The following is a 22,312-nucleotide window of genomic DNA, read 5'->3' as shown; positions in this document are numbered from 1 at the left end:
ACATCCTCCTGCTTGCCGGTCAACCGTCGGTCGAACGGGTGAGCGCTTCCCATTGATCAATCTCGTTGGCCGCACGGCTCAACTTGGCCCGCACCAGGCTCAGCGCATCGCTGCCCAACAACAGGTGCGCAGGTGGCGTCGGGCTGGCAATCACTTGCAGCATCGCTTGCGCAGCCTTCTGCGGATCGCCGAGCTGCTTACCGCTTTTCTCCTCGCGTGCCCTGCGTACCGGATCGAAACTGGCGTCGTAGTCGTCAATGCTACGCTCCGTGCGGCGCATCGAACGACCTGCCCAATCCGTTCGGAACGAGCCGGGCGCGACGGCTGTGACGAAGATGTTGAACGGTCGCAGTTCCTGGCTCAGCGTATCGGAGATGCCCTCTAGGGCGAACTTGCTCCCGCAGTAGTAAGCGATTCCCGGCATCGTGATAGTGCCACCCATCGAAGTGATATTGAGAATGTGACCGGCACGCCGCGTACGGAAATAAGGCAAGAACGCCTTGATCACCGCCACTGCGCCGAACACATTGACGTCGAACTGACGCCGCATCTCCTCCAGTGGCGACTCTTCGAGAATACCTTCATGCCCGTAGCCGGCATTGTTGACCAACACATCGACCGGACCATGAGCGGCCTCCGTCGCCGCGACAACGCTGTCGATCCGGTCGAAGTCCGTGACATCCAGGATAACGCCGTGGGCACGATCCGCTGAAAGCGCTTCAAAGGCCTGCAAGGCCGCCTCACTGCGCACGGTTCCGATGACACGGTGACCCGCTGCAAGTGCCTCCCGGGCCAGGGCGTTGCCGAAGCCACTGCTCACGCCCGTGATGAATAGGGTTTTACTGTTGTGCATGGCGAGCTCCAATCGATAGGTACGGGGTTATGGTAGCTATCAAGAAATGGGGCACCTATGCCGGTTTGCCTGGGAGCCTTGCCTATTTCTATCGAGGCCCGGATTTAAAGTACGAGCATCAAATACCAGGCCCACTCACGTAGGCCGACAACCGTGCCAAGCGATCCCACCCCTCTACGCTGATCCCCGAGCCATTGCGCAACGACAACCTCTCCAACGGCAACCGCTCCAGCACCGACACCATGGCTGACGTGAGCTGCGACTCCCCCGGCCCCGCCTCAAGGGTCAGGTCCCGCAACGGCAGCCCCGCAAGATGGGCGACGCCGGCGTCGGTCAGCCACGGGCTTTCATATAAGCCGAGACGTCGCAGCGGCATGTCACGCAGACAAGCCAGGTCGGCATCACGCAGGTTCAGGCCACTGATTTCAAGTTGCTCCAACGGCAGGCCCAGCTCGGTCAGCTTGCGCAATGTCTTGCCATCCATGCCCTGACAGAAACTGAGACTCAGCCGCTTCAGCGGCAGGCCGGCCAGTTGCTTCAGCATCTTCCAGCTCACCCCGTTCAACGACAGGTCCAGCGATTCCAGGCCGAGCCCCTCCAGATCACGCAATGTCTGCGCGTCGATGCCTTGCACATCGGAAAGCCCCAGATGCTTGAGTGGAAACCCGTGCAGCACGTCCAGGCGCTCGATCACCTGGCGTGAGCATTTGAGATCCAGATCGGCAAGCGGCATGCCTTCGAGTCCCTCGAAGTCGTCCTCGCAGAGGTACGCGGAATGCAACGAAAGCCGTTCGATCGGCAGCTCGCGGATGGCATCGAGCAGGCTGTCCGAGGCGTAGCAGTCATCGAGGCTCAGCGAGCGCAAAGCCGTCATATCGGCAAGCCAGGAAGGATCCTGCAAGATGGCGCCGCTTGAGCTGATGGTCAGTTGTTCGAGTGGATGCGCGCACAAGTGCCGCATTCCCGCTGAAGTCAGCTCTCCGGCGCATTTCAAGGTGAGTGAGCGCAACTTGAACGACGACAGCGCCCGAAGGCCGTCGTCCGTGAGGTCATCGCAACTGTTCAATGACAACTCTTGCAGCCTGCTGCCGCCCAGTTGCCTGAGGAAATTGTCGTCGAAGTCTTCGCCGTAGGTGTCCAACTTGAGGCAGCGCAGCCGTTCGAGTGACGGCAGACTGGTCGCGTCATCGTCGCGGGCAAAGCTGCTGATCTCCAGATGTTCCAGGGCAACGCCCGGCAAACGCCGCCATATATCCGGACCGCAACTGAACCTCGGGCCGTTGAGTACCAGCGTGCGCAACGGCAGCCCGGCCAGGGCGTCAAGCCAGTGTGGCTCGGCGTTGTCCAGCTCCACATGGTCCACCGGCAGTCCGCGAAGCTGCGACAACAAGGGGCCGGGGCGATTCCTGTGAGGCGAGGTGTTCAACTGGGCAATCACGGCCATGGCGGCCGGATCGCAGAGGCCGGCGGCAACGCGCAACCCCTCCAGCGAAACCTCCGCCGTCTCAAGCAGATCGCGGTAAAGCGCGGCACGCGCGGCAATGTCATCGGGTGCGGTGGCGAGTTGGGCGATCAGGGCACTGCGGTTGAGGGTCTGCACGGTCTATGCGTCCGAAGTGAGCAGGTTGCGTATGCTGCCGCAAAAAACGGGTTTGATCATCGACCAAACCCAAACTTTAAGTTTCTATCGAGGATCGACGGTATCCAGTGCCCGGTTTGCCAGGAGCTGGCCCAGCTCGATCAACTGCTGCAGCCCCAGGGCAAAATGCCGCCGAGAACCTTCCAGGTCGAACGCCAAGTCACCGGCCATGGCATTGGCGGAAGCCAGGGTTTCGCTGAGGTTGGCCAACAGGCTTTCGGCATCGACGCCATCCACGATGGTGAAGAGCTGGTCGGGGGATGGTTTCTCGTCGGGTTGGGCGGGTTTGGGGTTCAGGTAGGAATCGATGACGCGCTCGGCGTTGGCGTCGGCAGCGATGTCCAGATGCAGTGGTGGGACGGGTGGGTCTGGGATGAGTTTGTCCATGGGGTGCTCCTAACGTAGGTGGAAGCCGCCACGTTCGCTGCTAAACGAGTGGGTGGCAGCCGTGCGCAGGTTAGCAGACCGGTACGTTAGGAAACCGGCGCACCCGAGGATGCCCTGCGCACAGCCGCCATGAGGATTCGGACGTAAAACTGCCCGCACTCATGATGATTGCCATGCGCCTAACGTAACTTCCGAGCTGCTAAACCCGACCGCTGAATGGGCAGCGGTGGATGAAGACTAGGCACCGAAAACGGCAGGCGCAAGGGGTTGGGATTTTCTAGGAAATGTCCTGCAAGTCAATGGGAAAGGTCTTTATACAAAGTGTTTCGTTCTCTTTGAGTCGACCATTTCATACGAACCATTAACGCGGGAATAGAACGATAGGCGCCATGAAGTCTAATGTTTCCTGATCCACCGGCGTCAGATAGGGATCTTTCATGGCCACGTCCCTCAACGCAGACACCACGATGGTGTCGACATTTGGATCACCACAACTTTTGGCCAAGTAAACCTCTGGGTTGGGGCGCCCAGTCGAGAACCTATAAAGAACCTTGACCGTCCACGTCTGACCGGCTTGACGGAGTTCCCTGACTGCCCGCGAAAACCGCAACTTGGAATGCTGGACGTCTGCAAGCCCGCGGGCCCATAGTTGGTTGTATTTCTGCATCTGCTCAGCATCGAGCTCCATCCCTCGGACTAGAAGCAGTCGAGCTGCCTTCCAGGCAGGATCGCCATATTTTTGGGTAGCATCAATGTACAGCTTCAAAGCGCCCGGCAAATCTTGCACACCGCCCTCACCCCGCTCCATCAGCTTCCCCAGTTCCACCACACCGGCTACGCCCGCCCGGCTGTAGTAGTCCCGAGCCTTCACGGCATCGACCGGTTCATCAATTCCGTCCCGAGCCATGCGCCCGAGCTCCACATAAGCATATGGATCGGTCGGTGCCGCTTGCTGGTAGAGCGCCTTGGCTTTGATAGGGTCGCGAGGAACGCCGTTTCCGCTTTCATAAAACGTCCCTAGCACATGCTGGCAAATCGCATTGCCACCGTCACTGGCAACCATGACGAATTGTAAACGTGCGGGCGGAACGGTTTTGTAATACCTGGTGAAGTAGCAGGCCTCGCCTTGGCTGTCCTCCTGCGGGTAACCGAATGAGCCAAGCGGCACATCAGGATTGTGCGTTTTAGTGAGATAACGCTCCATCGGCGTGGTGCGGGTCGCCTTAAGGTACCCGACCGTCCTCTCCCCCAGGCCTTCCAGACTCTGGCAACCGCCAAGAAGGACCGTCAGGCCGATTGCTGCAATATTTCTGGTCATGCGGCTTCCGTTTCCATACGCATAATGTGGTTTGTTCATGGAGATAAACAAGGACTGGCCCTGAGCGGTCAGGGATTATCAGGAACAGACCACGAATAAAGACGAGCAGACTTCCAGCCATCTCATAATCGTGGTCTGCCCCTGAGTCATCCTCTGCAAGTACTCCTCTGCCAAGGACGCCGCCTGGGCAGCTTGGGAAAACAATTTAAGTCAGACCTTGATCGACTGAGTAAAAGCCCAGCCAAATTCAACAGCACAGCTAAAAGGAGCAGATTTATTTGCAACCTAGCAAATAAATCTAACTCATTGCCCTCTGCTACCTAGTTACACAAATCAAAAGTTGAAACGGTCGTCAAAGACAGCCTGCGCGCCTATTTTCACCGTACACTGCCGTGCAACTTCGACGGCAATCACCTTACCTAACAGTGGAGCCATGGCCTTGTAGAAAACCTTATCGCAGGCTGCGTCCTTGTTGAAGGGCTGGGAGCGGCCCTCCGCATCAGCAGTAACGTGACACCCCGCCACTAAATCAGCGGGCAAATCTTTTAAGGCCACAGGCTTTGACGGAGTGCCCGCCTGCGCTTCGACTATTTCATCACAACTGCCGCTTGCGACTCCTTCCTTAACGGGTTTTGTGAAATCAACTCGCTCGTAATCCGTGCCACTGAAAACGGTTTGGCCGTTGACGCTAACGCGATATTGCGAAGGCTGAAGCACAATGGACTTGATGCAGAAATTTGTTATAACGGACTGATTGTTGACCGAGGTAGTTGCCGACTTGCACCCCGGCACGGCATTGGCGAAGCCATCGTCCTGTGAGTTAACGACTACAGGGATACGTTCCTGAGGCTGCGTGGTGTCATAGACATGCAGTTCACAACCACCCCCAGCGGACTGAAACTCCACCAGATAAACCTTGCTTTTCTCTGGCGTGAACGTGGTGCTGACCGGGCCACAGCGGTCACCACGGTTGATACTCTCACCACTGGCGTAACCCGATACCTTGAATGGCTGATCGGGATCAGCTAGTACCTCCAGCTGAGGAAAGTGCTTCAGGGTCGCGCTGTGGGCCGCTTCGTTAAGCTTGGCAATCCAGCCGAAGACTTTGCCGCGACCGGAATCCACCACGATTCCCTGCACGTCCATGCGCTGGTCTGGGTCCGCTGCGCGTCGGATAGAAAACTCTACCGGGATGACAGTGCCTGTCGCTTTCATGATGACCTTGGCGTGCTGGTCGTCGGCGGTCACTTTATTTTGTTGGAACTGGATGCCGTTTTTGAGCAGGGTGGGGGAAGAGTCTCGGACGTTGGATTTGCAGCCTACCAATGTCAGGACGAGACTCAGTAATAGCAGGGTAGTTTTTTTCACGTTTGCTCCATGCTTGTCATTAATCCGACAAAAATCAAAAAAAGATGCCGATTTATCAAACCCTAAAAAACAAGCTCGCTCCCTCTCCAATCATTGTTCCACCATCTATCCCGGAAGCTTTGATGTGCCCCTTTAAAAAAACGCCCCCGAATAGCTCTGCTACAGGAAGCCAATTCAAATAAGCCCATCCAGAGCCGCACTCAATTTTTTACCCATGGAATATCTAACTTACAGAGCTCAATAACTTTTCTTTCTCAGTTCATTCGTCATCTAGACACCCCAGCAGCAAGTGCAATATTCACACCCCCGAAGAAAGAGGTAGATTTATTTACCACTTAAGCAAAATAAATAAATCAGCCCTTTCTCTCAAGGATTCTGGACAAACCTCAACTTCCAATAATCTCCACCACTAACCCAATATCGCTCCCTATCAGGTATTAAAAAATTAAAATCTGAAAACTTGGAAAACCAGTCTGAATAGGCAAGCTCCTCATGAAATCGGCCACTATCCATATGCATGTATATTTTTCTATCAAAATTAATATAAAACATCGGCAATCTAGATGCTAACAGCCCAGCATTTTTAAAATCATCTGCATCCAGCCCCGCTCCTGACAAATAATACTCCTCAACTCGTTTTAACAGTTTCGCTGCGTTGCAACCCCACCTACATCAAGGATCCGCTGAAGATCATCACTAGCTAGCACACCGTCACTAACGCCGCTCACATACTGCAGAAAATTATCGGACGTCAGCTTTAAAACCCCCCCTCTAAACTGCTCGCACGATTGTGCATATTGCTCCGGCGTTATATAACCTTTATCTAAATACCCAAGGTAATTTTTTTCCGCATCAAGCGAGAAGTTATATTTATAATCCAAAACCCAATAGCACACCCCTTCATTAACAAAAAAACAAATGCTTTTTTCTCCATCCCGTAAATCTTCAAGCAGTTTTTGATCAAAATTCATTTTCCAAACTCCTTCAAAAACGCCTCTTGAGAGTAGACACGAGCGTTACTCGAGTTTTTCTCAAGCAACGACTCCCACATTTTAGGGAGTTCCAGAGCAGTACCTGGCTTACTAGGATCTACGATTTTAGGTGCCGATGGATCTCGTGGGATACCTGGGATCGGTTCCTGCGGTATCGCATTAGCCATAATTTCCCTATGGAGATTAGCATCCACATCAAACACAACTACAGAGCCGTCTTGACGCCTATTGGTTAAATAATAGTTGGCATGATCGGCGTTTCCAACGCTTACACAAAGCTGCCCGACGCAGCCAGGATTGATGCTAATGCTTCCATCGGCGTTCGCCGTGATGCGATATTGACTTGTTGCATTGCCAGCACCACCACCTTCGACTCTGAAGTATTTTTCAGTCTTAGGTATTTTTCCTTCCGCACCAAGAGTATTAAAAATCTCCAACTGCTGCGCAAGCTTGGCCTCAAACTGCCCCACCTCAGCGACCTTCCCCACCGCTCCCACTTCGCCAGGCCCAGGAATCATCAACGTAGCTAGGTCAAGGGTATTCTTCGTCGTTCGCAGCGCCTGACCGTAGCTGTTGTTTTGCAGCTTGAGGACAAAGTCCTGGCCATCCTGGTTGACCATCCAGCCACCAACGAAGTCCTGTGGCTCTATAAATGGATCCAGCGCGTTGTTCGCAACCTCCAGCACGTGGCCCGTAAGAAGGTCGTTCCCCATCGAAGCCATTGATTGAACGGTGGACCACAGGCTTGTACCCAAACCGGCGAGCGATCCTTTGGCTCCATCAAACGCCCCGTTCTTTCTGTCGCTGAAATCAAGATTCAGTTTGTAGAAATTAACCAGATCAGTGGTGCCATACGAGTCGGGGTCACCGAGATAAGCAATATTGATATCGGCATTCTTGAATTCCGATGAGTGCGTCTTGTTGTAGTTCTTTATCAGGGCCAACGTTTCGCTGGAGGTATAACCCTTATTGTCGTTCTCCAGAGCTCCAACTGTGGTGTCATACCGTCCAGCCAACGGCGCCAATGCTTTGCCCAGATACTCCAATGTGACAGCATCAAACTGGTTGTCCGTTCCACCAATCGTCTTGTTCCAGTCCTCACCTATATAAAACGCAAACGCTCGCGCCATCCGCTGCTCGGCCTCGGCCTGACTGATGCCTAGACGGGCAGCCAGAACCGGCGCTTCCTGCTCGATCAAGCGCGCTTCAGTGGGATGGACCTGGCGGTTGTATCTTTCCACGTTACTCGCAATGGTCGCGCCGCTAGCCTGTGCGATGCCGCCTTTGCCTACCGCCGCCCCCAAGCCTGCCGCCAGCAAGACATCGAAGGCATCTCGGCTGTCAACACCTACACCGCTGTCTTTAAGCACCTTGTCCAGGGCCGGCATGATGGCCGCCGAAGTACCGGCACTCAGTGCGCCCCCGGCGGCGGTGCCGCTGGACAAGCCTTGTGCAGCGCCGGCCAAGCTATGGAGCAAGACGCGCGCAGCACCGCCCTCACCCCAGGCGGTCTGAAGTGTTTTGTCTTTCTGGCGCGTCGCTTCTGCCAATTGCTGGTCGGCGTAGTCGCCAATTTTCTTGTATGTGTCGGCGGCTGTGGTGTTAGCCACAACCCCCAACGCCGTACTACCCCCAACGCCGCCCAGACCCGCTGCAATCAAGCCCGCGGCAATATCAGCCATGAAACGCTTGTCACCGCCCACATCCCAACTCTTGGCATCGGCAATCGCAGCATTGCGTTCTTGCTCGGTCGACGCGGTTCGAGCCCTTTCACTCGCGGCCTGTTGCTGCGCGCTGGCGACCTCGGAGATGACCGTCTTGGATAAAGCAACGGTGCTTTGGATCAGCTCGATCCGCTCCTCCATCGCTTTTTCATCTGGACGGTCCAACCGCGAATTGGCGTTGTCGGTATCTCGGCTCAACCCCACGAGGTCATTGACCCCGGCCGCATTGCGGACGGTGATCGTGCCCTCGCTGACAGCACTGCGCGTGGTGCTGTGGTCGGAATCCTTGAGCGACAGCGGCACGCTGCCACCAAAGGTGGTACCTGGCTTCAAATCGCCATAACCGCTGCCATAAGAAGCGTTGAAGCCCGCGGACTGGCTCTTGATTTCACTGACGTTCTTGATGTCGCTGACGATCAGTCTGTCCGTGCTCAAGCTGTTCTTGTCGGCCGTGGCCTCGCTGGCAATCACCGCGCCTTGCAGCACGGTGTTCTTGCCCACGGTGATGTTGTAGCCATCCTTGCCGGCGAACAGACCGCTCTGATCAGTCACCGCCTCGTACTTGCTGTTCATGTTGCTGGCGGCGATGTTGGCGGTCGCCGTCACCGTTTCGCCGTAGCAGAACGGCGGTACACAGATGCTGGCACCAAAGCCGCCGCTGGTTTGCTTGTTCTTGTGCTCGGACGTGTCTTGCCGCGAGGTGATGTTCAGGTCGCCGCCAACCAATGCCAGGATGCTGTCGGCATGGATCTGTGCGCCAGCCAGGGTCGTGTCATTTCCGCTCTGCAGTTTCAGCGAACCCGTATCCAGGGTGCTGTTGACCTGCGTGACGTCGTGACCGCTCCCCTTACCTTTGGCGAGCTGGGCCCCGAGGTCGAGGGTGAAACCGTTCTGCGAGCCGATGTTGAAGCTGGCCCCGATGGCGGTCTTGTTGTTGCTGCTATGGTTCTCACGATCTTCGGTGTTCTGTGCACTCTCGAACGTGATGTCGTTCTTGGCCAGCAGCAGCGTATCGGCCGCCTTCAGCTTACTGCCGATAACATGGATATTCCCGGCGGTTCCGGCAGCCTGGCCCGATGCAACGATGAGCAAATTGCCGCCGCTGTTGACGGTGGTCTGTTTGGCGGTGGTGCTGTCGTATCGAGTACTGCTCTTGCTATGGGTATTAGCCAGTTCCGTGCCGATCTTGAACACGGCGCCGCTGCTATTTGGGCTGCCACTAGCGGCCGCTGAAAGATCGTCAACCCGATCACCCATGCCGTTGAGCGCCATCAGCGCTTGTGCACCCTTCACAGCCTTCAGACGGCCATCATCAGCTTTCCGCGCAGCCTTTGCGTTGTCCCGAATGCTCTTTACCGTATCGACAATCATCCCGCCCACTACACGTCCCACGGCAAGGCTGCTGGACTTATCGGTGGTGCGCTGGCTGGCAGTTTCCATACCGGCAGCCAAGGTGACGTTGGAGCCCGAGAGGGTGGTGTTCTTGGTGCTGACCAGATCGCTGGCTACCACACTGAGGTCGCGTCCGGCAGACAGATCGATGCTGCCCTCGCTTGAACCCACCGTACTACCCGTCAAGGTAGTTTCATCAGCCGTACCATTGTGCTTCTGACGGTTGATGAACAGATGCTGATTGCCCGTCATGTCATCCAGGCCCAGCTTGTTCCCCGTCAGCACTCCAGTCAGGTCACGATTCTTTTCCTTGTGCATATCGGTACGCGAGAAGGTGCTCCGCGCCGCGTCGATGGTCAGGTCGCGCCCGGCCTGCACGCTCAGGTCACCGGTACTGACCAGGGACGAGCCTGTGACTTTCACATCCTGTCCGCCCGCAACGGTGACCGTCTCGCCAGAAACCATGCTGCCCACCGCAGTGGTGCGTTTCTCGTCGACCTTGTCCTGGATCTTGCTCGACTTGAACCCACCCCAACTGCTTTTGCTTTGCTTGCGCTCATGACGAGCGCTGTCGGAGTCCGTCGCGGCGAGTACCTGAACATCGTTACCCGCGACCAGTTTCGCTGCGCCTTTTTCGGCCGTTACGGCGCTGCCCGCCAGCAATAGGTTTTCGCCCGCTACCAATGTGTTGTTGCCACCGGAGCTGACCAGACTGCCGACATTGGTGGTGCTCTGCGTTTCATCGAGGCGGAACTTCTTGCTCGTCGAAGTCTTCTTGGTCTTGCTATAGAAGCTGTAGTCCTGATCTTCAGCGGTCTTGAGGGCCAGGTTTTTGCCCGCCACCAAATAGGCCTCATTCCCCGCGCTGACCGTACTCGCCACCAGCGCCAGGTCTTGTCCCGCGCTCAAGGTCACATCCCCGCCCGCGTTGAGCGTGGTGGACACCTGCTGGACATGGTCCTCGATGCTCTTGACCTTCTTGCTCTGGCCAAAGGAGTGCTGCTCATTAGCCGCAACCCCCAAAGTCAGATTGTTCGTGGCCACCATGGCCACGTTTCGCTTGACGTCGATTTCGCTCGCGGCCGTTTTTAGGTCGGCACCCGCAGTGGCTTGGAGATCGCGCCCTACAGAGACGCTGGAGCCATACTGGGTAATGTTCGAATCGCGATGCTTGGCACCGTGGGTATGGCTACTTGATTGCTCGGCAGCCGTAATCTTCAAATCCCGGGCAGCGCGCAAGGTGCTGTCATTACCACTCTTCAACACACCGCCCACGTTTTTGAGATCGCGCCCGGTACCCACGCTCAGGTCATGACTCGCCTCGATCCGCGCCGCGCTGTCGACGAAATCCCGCTGCTCAGTCTTGTAGCCCGTGCCGCTGGCATGACGGGTGACAGTCCTCTCGTTGGTCACATCACCCGCGAGCGCAACAACACCGACATCCCGGCCGACGATAACCCCACCAGCCCGGTTAGTCAGATCATTACTCGCCAACGCATCCAGCCGATTCCCCGCCTCCAACAACCCACTGTTGACCAGGCTGTCATTAGCCGTGGCAACCAGGTTATTCGACGCCCGCAACGTCCCGGCGTTGTTCAGGTTCTTACCGGCAATCAACGTGACGTCGCTGCCCTGGATCAATGCCCCATTCGGCGCCAGCCGATGGTTGGCGTTCGCCAGGTAAAGCACCGGCACCAGCACCTGCTGGCCGTTCACCGTCTGGGTTTCCATCCAGACGATGTCGTGGGTCAGCGCCGCGACCTGTTCGCCGGTCAGGCTTACGCCCAAGGACAGGTTGAGGGCGTCCTTGCTGGCGATGGCGTTGTTCATCAGGTACTTGAACATGCCTTCATCGGAGGTCTGGCCGTCGAGGAAACGCTGGCCGGTGCGGGCGATGACGGCTTGCTGGATCAGGCGTTGTTCGTAGAAACCGTCGCCCAGGCGCTTGGCGGCGTCGTCCGGATCGTAGCCGAGGTTGGACAGCAGGTAATCCGAGCTCATGAACCGGCGCATGTCGGTCAGCGCCGGGTTGGTTTCGATCAGGTACTTTTGCGGGTTGGCCTGGAACGAGCGGTCCGGCAGGCCGCGCACTTGATTCAGGCCGCTGCCTTGGGTCGGGGTGCCGGTGCCTTGGTTCAGGCGGAACAGGCCGTTCTGGCCGGTTGGCAGATCGAAGCCGGGCAGGGTGACCGGGTTGACCTGCTGTTGGGCCAGGTCGGGTGAGAGCTGTTGGTTGACGGTGATGCGGGTAGAGATTTTTCCATCGGCGCCGGTGTCGGTACGCGGGCCGGCGCCGACGTTCATTGGTGAGGTTTATGCTCAAGACCAAGGTGGACGACTACCTGCGGTCCTCTTCATAAAAATCCTACGCGCCGCTCAGAAACAAGCGCCTTGCAGCACCAGAAGGATGAAGTCTATAGTCCGCCCGTCGCCCAAATGGCGATCGGATTTGGCGATCCGTTGACCGTGTGCGAAAGCTTCCCGCTTACTTGCAGGAATTTTCGTATCCGTACCGCTGCTTTATGGCAGTTGTGCGCGGGAGACCTTCGGGTCTGCCGGAACTCGGTCCCGGTTCGCCAACCTGCGTACAGCTGTCACCCATTCGTTTGGCGACGATAGATGGGTGATGGGCTCCACTACCATTGACCGAGACTTAAAACATGAAACGATACATGCCCATTACCGGTATCGACTGCGTTCCCGCAACCTTACTCATCGACACCGAAGCCCCACTCGACGTCCTCTTCGAAACTGCCGACTACCGTATTCGCACCGTAACTCAGGTGTTGGAGAACATCGCTTTTCGTTCCGATATCAGCTCCGACACCGTAGTGCTTTCTGATTTCTGCAAGATGCTTACGGTATCGTTGCGCGATGGGTGTGATGTGATGGATGTTATTGGCAGGCGCTTGCGAGCACAGGCAGCGGAGTAATGAAAACGGGCGACTTGTGGGTCGCCCGCTTCGCGTTCACAAATCGAATCAGAGGCCTGATGCGCTCGCGACGGGAATACGCTCCTGCGGCTGAGTGACATCGTAGACGTGCTGCTCACAACCTGCCTCGATGATCACGAACTCCACCAGGTAAACCTTTTGCGTCGCTGGCTTGAAGGTAGAACTCAGCGGACCACACGCATAAACACCCCGCTCGGCATAACGATAGGAGACTACGATTAAAGACAAGCCAATTTCCAGTCAGCTCATAATCGTGGGCTGTCCCTGGGGGTGTTCGTTTCCTCGCATATACATCAGCACCGACAACGGGATAGGTGCCACCTCTCCCGTCAACCAAACTCAGAAACCCGATAAACAAATCCAACCCCGGCCTCTTTCACTATAGATCCAACTCTACTTAAAAACTCCTTACCCGTTGCATTTGGGGAACACTTACAAATAACGCTTATAACAACCTCACGACCTTTTGAATCAGGGTATACCTCAAGCAACTCCCCACCCTCAATAAAACCAAGATATAAATTAAGCTTTTCCTGAAGCAGCAATAAATGTTCATCATCCCACTCTAAATGATCACTTATTGTCAGAAAAACCTTCCCTGTCTCTTTATCAACACCCATGGCATCAATAACACCAGCTTGTTCAATTGACATACAGTCTCCTTAGGGTCTAACCACATTCACCGTTGTAGGCGGAATTTTAGTGCCTCCTGGAAACCCCGGCTTCCCTTTACCTACAACAACTGCGCCTGACTCTTGACTCTCAGGAAAAGCTATTTTTTGATTTTTTGTCAGTGGCGCCGTTTCCGACGCCTTGCATTCTGTACAAACAATATTTCCATCTACGTCCCTACCCATCAAATCAATTCGGGTTTTAGTTCCACTTTGAGTTTTGACGGTCACCTGCTGAACTACTCCGACCTGCGTTTCTTGAAGCGTCTCCATAACTTGTGCTTCAAAGGCATCTCCAGCAGCTTTATTTTTAACTAGCTGACTGGATACACCCTTTATTGTGCTCTCCCCCGCAAGGCCGATTGCACCTTTTGCCTCCCCCCTACCCCCCGAAACCAGGACCGAAGCCCCACAAACGCCGCCGCACCTCCCAAACCGGACAAGGCTGGTATAGCGCAACCGACACCGGTGACACAAGCCGGCGTGCTGGCTATTGCGTCGCCAAATCCCGCGGCGGTTGCCCATAAAGCAGGGCCAGCGAGTAAAGGGAAGGAATAAGCAGACAGCTAAATAAAAGTCGAAAAATCAAAAGCCAGATAAAACAACACCGGCACGAGGCCGGTGTCAGATCGAGTATGACTTTATATAAATCTGTTACCAGCCATCAAAAATCATCTGTCAATATTTAATCTAATCTGGGCACCGTCCGGCAGTTCTTTAATTTGACTGGCTATATCAGCTCTAAATCTCATCCCCTCTACAGCATCAGCCATATACAAATTATCCAGCACAAACTCACCACCCAGTACGAACGGAACCTTAGGTAACAAACGTTTCCCGGCAGGGAGCTGACCGTTCTGCTTTTGCCATTGGTGCGCTAACGGATAGCCCGTAAGTACCTCATAATCACTGAGGAGCATTTGCGCCCAGCTTTCAATATCATCAGCCAAGTACTCTAACGAGCCTGTTTCTGGGTCAAAAATATAGACCTTGCTATCTTTAATGCAGAACTGCCCACCAAAAATATCTTCAGCAAAAAAAAGACAACCATCGGCCAGGCCTTTGTAGCCGCTACGCCACAGAGCACTCTCGTTCCAATCACAAATACCAATTTCGCTCTGGCTAGAGTGTGTTGGAAATACATGCAAAGCGCTTTCTAGAGCATAAAAGCCATTCCGCTGACACAGCATGCCCAAAAGTTGATCAGCTAAAGCTCCTCCCAATCCACGCAATTGCCCTAACATTTCCGGCTCATGCTCGCTCAAAGATGAACTTGCGTTCAATAACAATTTATCCAAACTAGCCATATTCTAATCCACCACGTCTATTCGAACTTTCGTTCCGTTTGGCAACCCTCTACATTGAGCACCAATACAAGCACCAGCCCCACGGTTGTCGCTAGGGCTGATATGTCTTACAGAGGCCCCTTGACCACCTTCTTGAAACATTGCAGGTGGATACTCATCACGGTCAAGACCTGGTTTGGTTTCAATACCGCGCAAGGAATCACGCCTATTTGACGCCGTATTCGTGCGATCTATGGTCAGAGTGTCAGGCTTACCCGCGTCAATAGCGTCTTCAATGTGTTGTGCTGACTCAGGGAAGCGGCTTTTGCTGACTATTACAACCTTTTCGACATCACTTTCAGCGGCACCTACCCCTTTTGTCCCACCCCCCTTAACCCCCGAAACCAGGACCGAAGCCCCACTTCCATCCAGATACTTCCCCACCCCCTTGAGCAGCGCTATTTCCAACGCAGCCTTGGCGGCCTCGGTTCCATAGTCACGAAGCGGGTTTACGTCACCTGGGTAGGTAGCACTGCTGAAAGACGCAAGAACCTTGCTTCCTTGAGTGTAGTCGTAGGGAGCAAACAGCTGTCCGGTGGCCTGCCACCCATCAGCAAACGCCGCCGCACCTGCTAAACCGGAGAAGGCTGGTATAGCGCAACCGACACCGGTGACACAAGCCGGCGTGCCGGCTATTGCGCCGCCAAATCCTGCGGCGGCAGTCATCGCGCCGATTACCGCTCGGCTCGTGAGGGCTGATTCCCTGGCTTCCTTATCATTAAGCAGCAGATCATCATTGACTCGATCCCAGCTCGAATATTCGTCGAAGGCACCGGTAGCGAAAAGCTTACCCTGAGCATCCTGGAAACCCTTCCCGTCCGCTTCAAGTGCTTTAACGTCTTGGTAGTGAGGATCATCCACAGGAACCGAAGCAGAGCAATGAACCAAAGCACACGCAGCAGCTTTAAGTTCATACGCTTTTTCTGGTGATTCCTTTTGCAGCTTTTCAAGCGCAACTGTTTCTTTCTGGTGAAGCTGACGGTTGTATTCGTCAGCCATCAACGCAACCCATGAGGCTTTCTCGACGTCACCGCCAGCAAGTCCGGCGGCCGTCAAACCGACAACCTGAGAAAACGCCTGCCGTAGATCAGGTTGTGTATCGAAGGTGGTGTTGAGAGCTTGAGCCATGGCTTGACTGGCACCTGCCGCGATAGCGCCGGTCTTGAAGTCTCCACCCGTTGCGCTGGAAATCGCCCCTCCCGCCAATGCGTGCATGGCAGTACGAGCAACGCCACCTTCGGCCCACATGGCCATGCCCGTAACATCACCGGAGTTCTTCGCGGCCTGCCAATGGTCTTGCGCATAACCACCGACAAAGTTGAATGTTGTGGCGGCTGCGACGTTACCCGCCTGATAAATCAACCCGTCACCGATGTTCTCGCCGAAACTTCCTCCATTGATGGCTGTTTTGATGACACCGCTCGCAACACCTTGAGCCCCGGCATGCAGTGCAAAACCACCAACGCCTTGAAGCGTATTTAAATCAAAACCTTTTGTGAGGTTATTGAACGGCACTGTATTGCCACCAAGCGCGGGGTCGATAACGCCCTTGGTAAAACCGGCCGTGACCCCAGCAATAACATAGCCCTTCAGGCTTTCTGATGAGAAGACATCCTTGAAGGTCGCGCCTAAATCACCCTTGTTATTGATCGCGCTGACCGCCGTTTGCGCCACGGCAGCTGAAAAACTCGCTGTTGCTGCGGCCGATGCAGCAGCACCTACAGTCGCTACCGTTGCAGTCGATGCACCTGCTGCCGCTGCCGCTCCGGAAGCTGCCGCGCTGGCAGATGCGCCCACTGTCGCCGCAGTTGCTGTGCCGGCCGTTAGCACGGTAACGATGATAATGATCGCCAGCATCGCGCCCTGCCCCAGGCTCGAATGGCTGTACTTAAACGACTCGTGAGTCTCTTTGATCAACCGCCAATCCACATCGCCACGCTGCTCGGCCTCCTTGAGCCACGCCAGTTTCGGATCAGCCTTGACCATGGCGTCGATGGTCTGGCTAACGGTTTTCTGATTGATGTGCTTAACGTCGATGTGCAAGCCGTCGGCGGCTTTGATTGCCAAGCTCCCATGAGCCTGCAACTGGCTCTGAATCAGGGTTTCGTCGGTGTGACCTTTACCCTTCATCGAGTTCCAGGCCAGGCTGGAATCGCTCTTTGTGTGGCTTTCCTGACTAAGGTTCTTGACGCCCTCAAAGGTAATCGAGCCGTCACTCTGCAATGTCAGGTCATTTCCACTTGTCAGTTTGGCCGCCTGATAACGCTGATCACCCCCACTGAGCAATATCAAATCGCCCCCGGCAGTGATCTCACTACCGATATGCTTTACATCGGTCACCTCATCACGCTGTGTCTTCTTACTCCCCCATCCGCCCTTCTTCTTCATGTCATACAGCGAATAGTGGTAGTTCTGCGCAGCCAACAGCTCAAGCTTGCGCCCTGCCACCAGATAGGCTTCCTTCTCAGCCTTCACCTTGCTGGACACCAGCGTCAGATCCTGTCCGGCACTCAGCGCAACGCTGCCCCCAGCAGTCACGGTCGAAGACACCTGATCGACGTGATCTTCCTGACGGGTGACCTTCTTGCTCTTGCTGTAGGAGTGCTGTTCATCCGCCGCCGAAGCCAGGGTCAAGTTCCCTGCGGCTGCCATGGCGATGTCGCGTTTGGCATCGATCTGGCTGGCGACGACGTTGAGGTCGCGTCCGGCGTTGGCGGTCAGGTCGCGACCGGCCTCAAGGCTGGAGCCGTATTGCTTGATGTCTTCGTCGCGATGACGACCGCGGGTGCCGCTGGTGATGCGTTCGGCGGCGACGAGATTGACGTCGCGTTTGGCGTCGAGAATGGTGTCGTTGCCACTTTTCAGCACACCGCCAACATTGTTGATGTCGCGCCCGGCGCCGACGGTGAGGTTGTTGGCGGCCTCGATACGAGCGGCGCTGTCGATGAAGTCGGTGCGCTCGGTGCGATAGCCGCTGCTGCTTTCGTGAGTGGTGACGGTGCGCTCGTTGATCACATCGCCAGTCAGGGCAACAACATTCACATCCCGGCCAGAAATAACCCCACCAGCCCGGTTAGTCAGATCATTACTCGCCAACGCATCCAGCCGATTCCCCGCCTCCAACAACCCACTGTTGACCAGGCTGTCATTAGCCGTGGCAACCAGGTTATTCGACGCCCGCAACGTCCCGGCGTTGTTCAGGTTCTTACCGGCAATCAACGTGACGTCGCTGCCCTGGATCAGCGCTCCATTCGGCGCCAGCCGATGGTTGGCGTTCGCCAGGTAAAGCACCGGCACCAGCACCTGCTGGCCGTTCACCGTCTGGGTTTCCATCCAGACGATGTCGTGGGTCAGCGCCGCGACCTGTTCGCCGGTCAGGCTTACGCCCAAGGACAGGTTGAGGGCGTCCTTGCTGGCGATGGCGTTGTTCATCAGGTACTTGAACATGCCTTCATCGGAGGTCTGGCCGTCGAGGAAACGCTGGCCGGTGCGGGCGATGACGGCTTGCTGGATCAGGCGTTGTTCGTAGAAACCGTCGCCCAGGCGCTTGGCGGCGTCGTCCGGATCGTAGCCGAGGTTGGACAGCAGGTAATCCGAGCTCATGAACCGGCGCATGTCGGTCAGCGCCGGGTTGGTTTCGATCAGGTATTTTTGCGGGTTGGCCTGGAACGAGCGGTCCGGCAGGCCGCGCACTTGATTCAGGCCGCTGCCTTGGGTCGGAGTGCCGGTGCCTTGGTTCAGGCGGAACAGGCCGTTCTGGCCGGTGGGCAGGTCGAAGCCGGGCAGGGTTACCGGGTTGACCTGCTGTTGGGCGAGGTCAGGTGAGAGCTGTTGGTTGACGGTGATGCGGGTTGAGATTTTTCCATCGGCGCCGGTGTCGGTACGCGGGCCGGCGCCGACGTAGTTGTAGCCACCACGGATGACTCTGCTGTCGGCGACGCCCTGGACGCGAACATCGACGGGGCCGCCGGACTGCATGATGGCGGCGTAGGTCTGGGTATCGTGAGACAGGGCCCGGCTGCTGCCGAATTGCAGTAGTTCGCGCTCGGTCGTGCCGATGAAGCGGCTCATGTCGGCTTCCAGGCTGCCGAGGTTAGCCGTGTTGTAGCCGGGGCTCTGGAACCAGTATTTGTTGGTGAAGTTATTGGCGAAGGTACGCCAGCCGCCGGGGCTGCGCGTGCGCTCGGACATGAAGGTGCGCGAGGTTTCGGTGTCGTGGGTTTCGATACCGACGTTATCCAGGCTATCGAGCTTGGCGATGAGGGAACCAGCCGCGCCGATGGTGCTGCTGCGGTTGCTCAGGCTCTTGGCCTGGATATTCAGGTTGCCGCCGGTGGTGATGCTGGACCCGGCACTGGCCTCAGTCACTTCGAACTTGTCTCGCTGGATAATCTGCCAGACATGGTTTTGCTTGCCGCCCTCACAGTCCCCGGCATTGACGCCTTCCCGGCAGGCGACCTCGCGGATCGACGCGGTGTAGATGCCGGCGTCGTTGGTGGTCAATAGGGTTCGCACGTTTTCAATCGTGCTGGCCGCCAGGCTCATGTTGCCTTCGCTTTGCAGCGAGCCGGAGCTGTTGACGATGCTGGAGGCGAAAGTACCCAGGCCATCGCGGTCGATGCTCAGGTTGCCCAGGCTGTAGATGTCGGCGTTGAGGTTGGTCAGGCTGTCGACCTTCAGGGCCATGTCGGCACCGCTGAAGATCAGGCCGTTTTCGTTGCGCAATGCACCGGTGCCAACGCTCAGCAACCCGGCACCGCCCAGAGTGCCCTGGTTATTGATGCCCTGCGCCGTGACATTCATGCCCGCCGCCGAGGTCACGCGGCCACGGTTATTGAACAAGCCATCGGCATGCACGGTGGTTTCCCCGCCGCCGGCGACACTGGCGTTTTTCTCAAGATCGATCAGTGCAGCCTTGAGGCCCAAGGTGCCCAGGCTGCTCAAGCGGCCGTTGCCCGCGTATTGGCCGGTGAGCTGGACATCGATCAGGCCATCGCTGCCGATCAGGCCGTCGTTGCGCCAGTCGATCCCGGTGCCGGTGAAACTGTTGGCGCTGAGCAACTGGCCGGTGGCGGTCTGGGTCAGGTGGTTGACGTTGACGGTGAGGTGTTCGGCCTGGATCGAGGTGCTGTTGGTCCAGCTGTCGGCTTCAAGCACCAGGGTGCCGTAGGTCATCAGGCTGCCGCCGGCGGCGCCCAATTGTGTGAGGTTCAGGCCGAATGCGCCGGCACCGATGTGGCGCAGCTTGCCGCTCTGGTTGTTCAGGCTGCCGAGGGTGAAGCCGACGTCGTTACTGACGGTTTCCAGGGTGCCGTTGCTGTTGTCGAACAGGCCGCCGATGGAGAACACGGTGGTGCTGTTGCGGCCGAAAGTGCGCAGTTGGCCGTTGTGGTTGACGAGGCTGGCCGCGAGGATATCCAGGCTGCTTTCGCCTTCGATGATGCCCTTGGTGTTGTCCAGGGCACCGTTGAGGTTGAGGTCGATCTGGCCGGCACTGATCTGGCCGCTGCTGTTATCCAGGTTCAGCGCGTCGACCTTCACCTTGCCACTGGCATAGAGACCGCCGTTGCTGTTGTCGAAACGGGCGCTGCCGGTATTGAGTACGGCGTCCCCAGCCTGCGCCGCGATGCGTCCGCCGTCGTTGAACAGCCCGGCGAGGGCGTCGAGGGTCAGGCCTTTCGCCTGGATCGTGCCGCCACGGCCATTCAGGTCATGGCCGTTTTTCAGCACGCCGCTGACCTGCGCCTCCAGCGCAGCCTTGACGCTGGACAGCACACCGCCGCGGTTGTCCAGGTTGGTGGCGAAAACATTCAGGTTCGCGTCCTGGGCGATGATCGAGCCGGCCTGGTTATCGATGTCGCCCGTAATGTCGACCTTCACCAATCCCTTGCCTTGCAGGGTGCCCTTGGCATTGTCGAGGCTGGCGGCGGTCACCTTCAGCTCGGCTTTGCGGCTGGCAATCAGGCCATTGTTGCCGTTTTTGATCGCCCCTTTCGTGGCGGTCACGACCAGGTTGCCGTTGGCGGCGACAGTGCCCTTGTCGCGGTTGTTCAGGCTCCCCGCCTTGAGGGTCATCAGGCCTTGGGTCGACAGTTCGCCGCCCTGGTTGTTGACAGCGCCGGTCGCGCTGATATCCAGCTGCTTGCCGGTCATCACCAGGCCGGTGAGGTTATCCAGGCTGCCGAGAACCAGTGTCGCGGTGTTCAGGCTCGACAGTTCACCGGCATTGTTATCCAGATGGCCCGCCGTCACTTGCAAGGCGCCTTGGCTATTGATCAGGCCGCCGCTGCCGTTGAGCACTTGATCGGCCTTAACGTTCACCTCGCTACTGCCCAGGATGCGACCTTTGGCGCGGTTATCCACGACCTTGGCCGTGACGGTGGTCTTGTTCTGCCCGCTGAGCGTACCGCCCTGGTTGTTCAACGTATCGGTCATGGTGACCGTCAGGTCGCGACTGGCAGCGACCGTTTTGCCGTCGTTATTCAGTTGTTTGGCGATGAGGGTGACGTCGCCGCGGGTATTGCGCGTGTTATCCGCATTGACCCCAGCCTCGATGATCCCGTTGTTGCGGAGGGTGCCGCCGCTGTCCAGGCGAATACTGTCGCGGGCCACCAGGTTGTTCTGGCTCGTCAGGTCGCCCTGGGTTTTCACGGTCAACGCGGTGCCGGCGTAGACCGGTCCCTGGGCGTCGAGGCTGGCGGCCGTGACGTTGACTGCGCCGGCGGCAGCGGTCTGGGCCAGGCTCAAGTGTCCATTGGCGTCGAGCTGGATATCCCCGCCACTGGCGATCAGCTTGCCGTCCAGCTTCACCCCGACACCAGCCTCGGTGCCCACCAGTTTGATGGCGCCTGCGTACATGCCGCCCAGGGCCGAGGAATCGATGGCGAGTTGCGGTTTGGCGCTGCCGTCATCGGCGCGGGCGGTGGCGTTGAGGGTGGTGGCGGCGACGTCGTTGCGGCCGGCGACGATGGTCAGGTTTTTCGCCTGGATCTCGGCGTTGATCTTGGCGCTGCGGGTGATGATTTCGAAGCGGTCGACGTTGTTGGCGTTGAGGCCCGCACCTTCGACGGTGACGCTGCCCTGGTCGACCTGATAGCGGTCCAACCGGCCATTCTCAATGATCGGTTTACCGGTGGTCAGGGTCGCCTTCGGGGTGTTGATGAAACCGCAACCGTTACAGGTAATGCCGTAGGGGTTGGCGACGATGACGTGGGCCGACCGCCCCGCCACTTCGGTGTAGCCGCGCAACTGGCTGGGGCTGCCGCCGTTGACTTCATTGAGAATGATCCGGGCCGCCGTGCCCTTGAGGTTCGGGTTGCCGAGGATGATCCCGCCCAACTGCGTGGATTGAGCGGGGTTGGTGGCGTTGTTGAGAATGACGCCGTTGCTGCCGACGTTGTAGTCCTTGAACTGGTTGTGGGACAGACCGCTGCCGTTGGGCTTGGCGATGTTGACGATGGGCACGCCGTTGCCCGCCTGGCCGAGGCTGGTGCCCGGCGCACTGACGACGATGCCGCCCGCCTGGGCCCACATCGGCTGCCAGAACATGACGTTGGCCAGCAAAAACGCCAGGCCGCGCTTGGGCATGCCCCAGAACGAGTCGCGTTTTTTCAGGGCAGCGGAAGGTTGGCGGGCCAGCAAGGCGTATTGGCGGTCGTCCATGATCAG

The 22,312-nt window shown here is 57.1% G+C and carries 12 protein-coding genes; 1 reads left to right on the top strand and 11 read right to left on the bottom strand.

What is annotated here, in order from left to right:
- Positions 1–19 precede the first annotated feature (19 nt).
- The 7 genes from LOY35_RS03635 to LOY35_RS03605 form a co-directional block, all read right to left on the bottom strand.
- Positions 20–853 (bottom strand): oxidoreductase, encoded by an 834-nt coding sequence (locus tag LOY35_RS03635; protein WP_258630742.1) that lies wholly within the window; start codon positions 851–853, stop codon positions 20–22.
- Positions 854–971: 118 nt separating this feature from the next.
- The gene (locus LOY35_RS03630) at positions 972–2,453 is read right to left on the bottom strand and encodes a leucine-rich repeat domain-containing protein (protein ID WP_258630741.1); all 1,482 of its coding nucleotides are present in this window, start codon (positions 2,451–2,453) and stop codon (positions 972–974) included.
- Between the two features lie 84 nt (positions 2,454–2,537).
- Positions 2,538–2,879: a DUF6124 family protein gene (locus LOY35_RS03625; RefSeq protein ID WP_258630739.1), complete on the bottom strand. Its 342-nt coding sequence runs from the start codon at positions 2,877–2,879 to the stop codon at positions 2,538–2,540.
- 361 nt (positions 2,880–3,240) lie between these two features.
- Entirely contained in the window at positions 3,241–4,197 is a 957-nt protein-coding gene (locus tag LOY35_RS03620) for a tetratricopeptide repeat protein (RefSeq protein WP_258630737.1), read from the bottom strand.
- A 333-nt stretch (positions 4,198–4,530) separates the two neighbouring features.
- Positions 4,531–5,565: a hypothetical protein gene (locus LOY35_RS03615; protein WP_258630735.1), complete on the bottom strand. Its 1,035-nt coding sequence runs from the start codon at positions 5,563–5,565 to the stop codon at positions 4,531–4,533.
- Between the two features lie 638 nt (positions 5,566–6,203).
- On the bottom strand, positions 6,204–6,536 hold the full coding sequence (locus LOY35_RS03610; RefSeq protein ID WP_258630731.1) for a hypothetical protein: 333 nt from the start codon (positions 6,534–6,536) through the stop codon (positions 6,204–6,206).
- The gene (locus LOY35_RS03605) at positions 6,533–11,773 is read right to left on the bottom strand and encodes a hemagglutinin repeat-containing protein (protein WP_408981245.1); all 5,241 of its coding nucleotides are present in this window, start codon (positions 11,771–11,773) and stop codon (positions 6,533–6,535) included. The genes LOY35_RS03610 and LOY35_RS03605 overlap by 4 nt, the downstream gene beginning before the upstream one ends.
- Positions 11,774–12,333: 560 nt before the next feature.
- On the opposite strand from LOY35_RS03605, the gene LOY35_RS03600 reads away from it, so the two are divergent.
- Positions 12,334–12,606: a hypothetical protein gene (locus LOY35_RS03600; protein ID WP_258630728.1), complete on the top strand. Its 273-nt coding sequence runs from the start codon at positions 12,334–12,336 to the stop codon at positions 12,604–12,606.
- A 48-nt stretch (positions 12,607–12,654) separates the two neighbouring features.
- Here LOY35_RS03600 and LOY35_RS03595 read toward each other — a convergent pair whose 3' ends face one another.
- The 4 genes from LOY35_RS03595 to LOY35_RS03580 all read right to left on the bottom strand — a co-directional run bounded on the left by LOY35_RS03595 (position 12,655) and on the right by LOY35_RS03580 (position 22,306).
- Positions 12,655–12,855, bottom strand: a complete 201-nt coding sequence (locus LOY35_RS03595; protein WP_408981271.1) for a hypothetical protein — start codon at positions 12,853–12,855, stop codon at positions 12,655–12,657.
- Positions 12,856–12,956: 101 nt separating this feature from the next.
- Positions 12,957–13,280: a DUF6572 domain-containing protein gene (locus tag LOY35_RS03590; RefSeq protein ID WP_258630726.1), complete on the bottom strand. Its 324-nt coding sequence runs from the start codon at positions 13,278–13,280 to the stop codon at positions 12,957–12,959.
- Positions 13,281–13,969: 689 nt separating this feature from the next.
- Entirely contained in the window at positions 13,970–14,605 is a 636-nt protein-coding gene (locus LOY35_RS03585; RefSeq protein ID WP_258630723.1) for an SMI1/KNR4 family protein, read from the bottom strand.
- 3 nt (positions 14,606–14,608) lie between these two features.
- Positions 14,609–22,306 (bottom strand): DUF637 domain-containing protein, encoded by a 7,698-nt coding sequence (locus LOY35_RS03580; protein ID WP_258630721.1) that lies wholly within the window; start codon positions 22,304–22,306, stop codon positions 14,609–14,611.
- Between the last annotated feature and the right edge of the window lie 6 nt (positions 22,307–22,312).

The organism is Pseudomonas sp. B21-028, assembly GCF_024749045.1.
Taxonomy (GTDB): Bacteria; Pseudomonadota; Gammaproteobacteria; order Pseudomonadales; family Pseudomonadaceae; genus Aquipseudomonas.
Note: the sequence above shows the minus strand (reverse complement) of the source record. Positions and strands in the feature narration are given on the sequence as shown.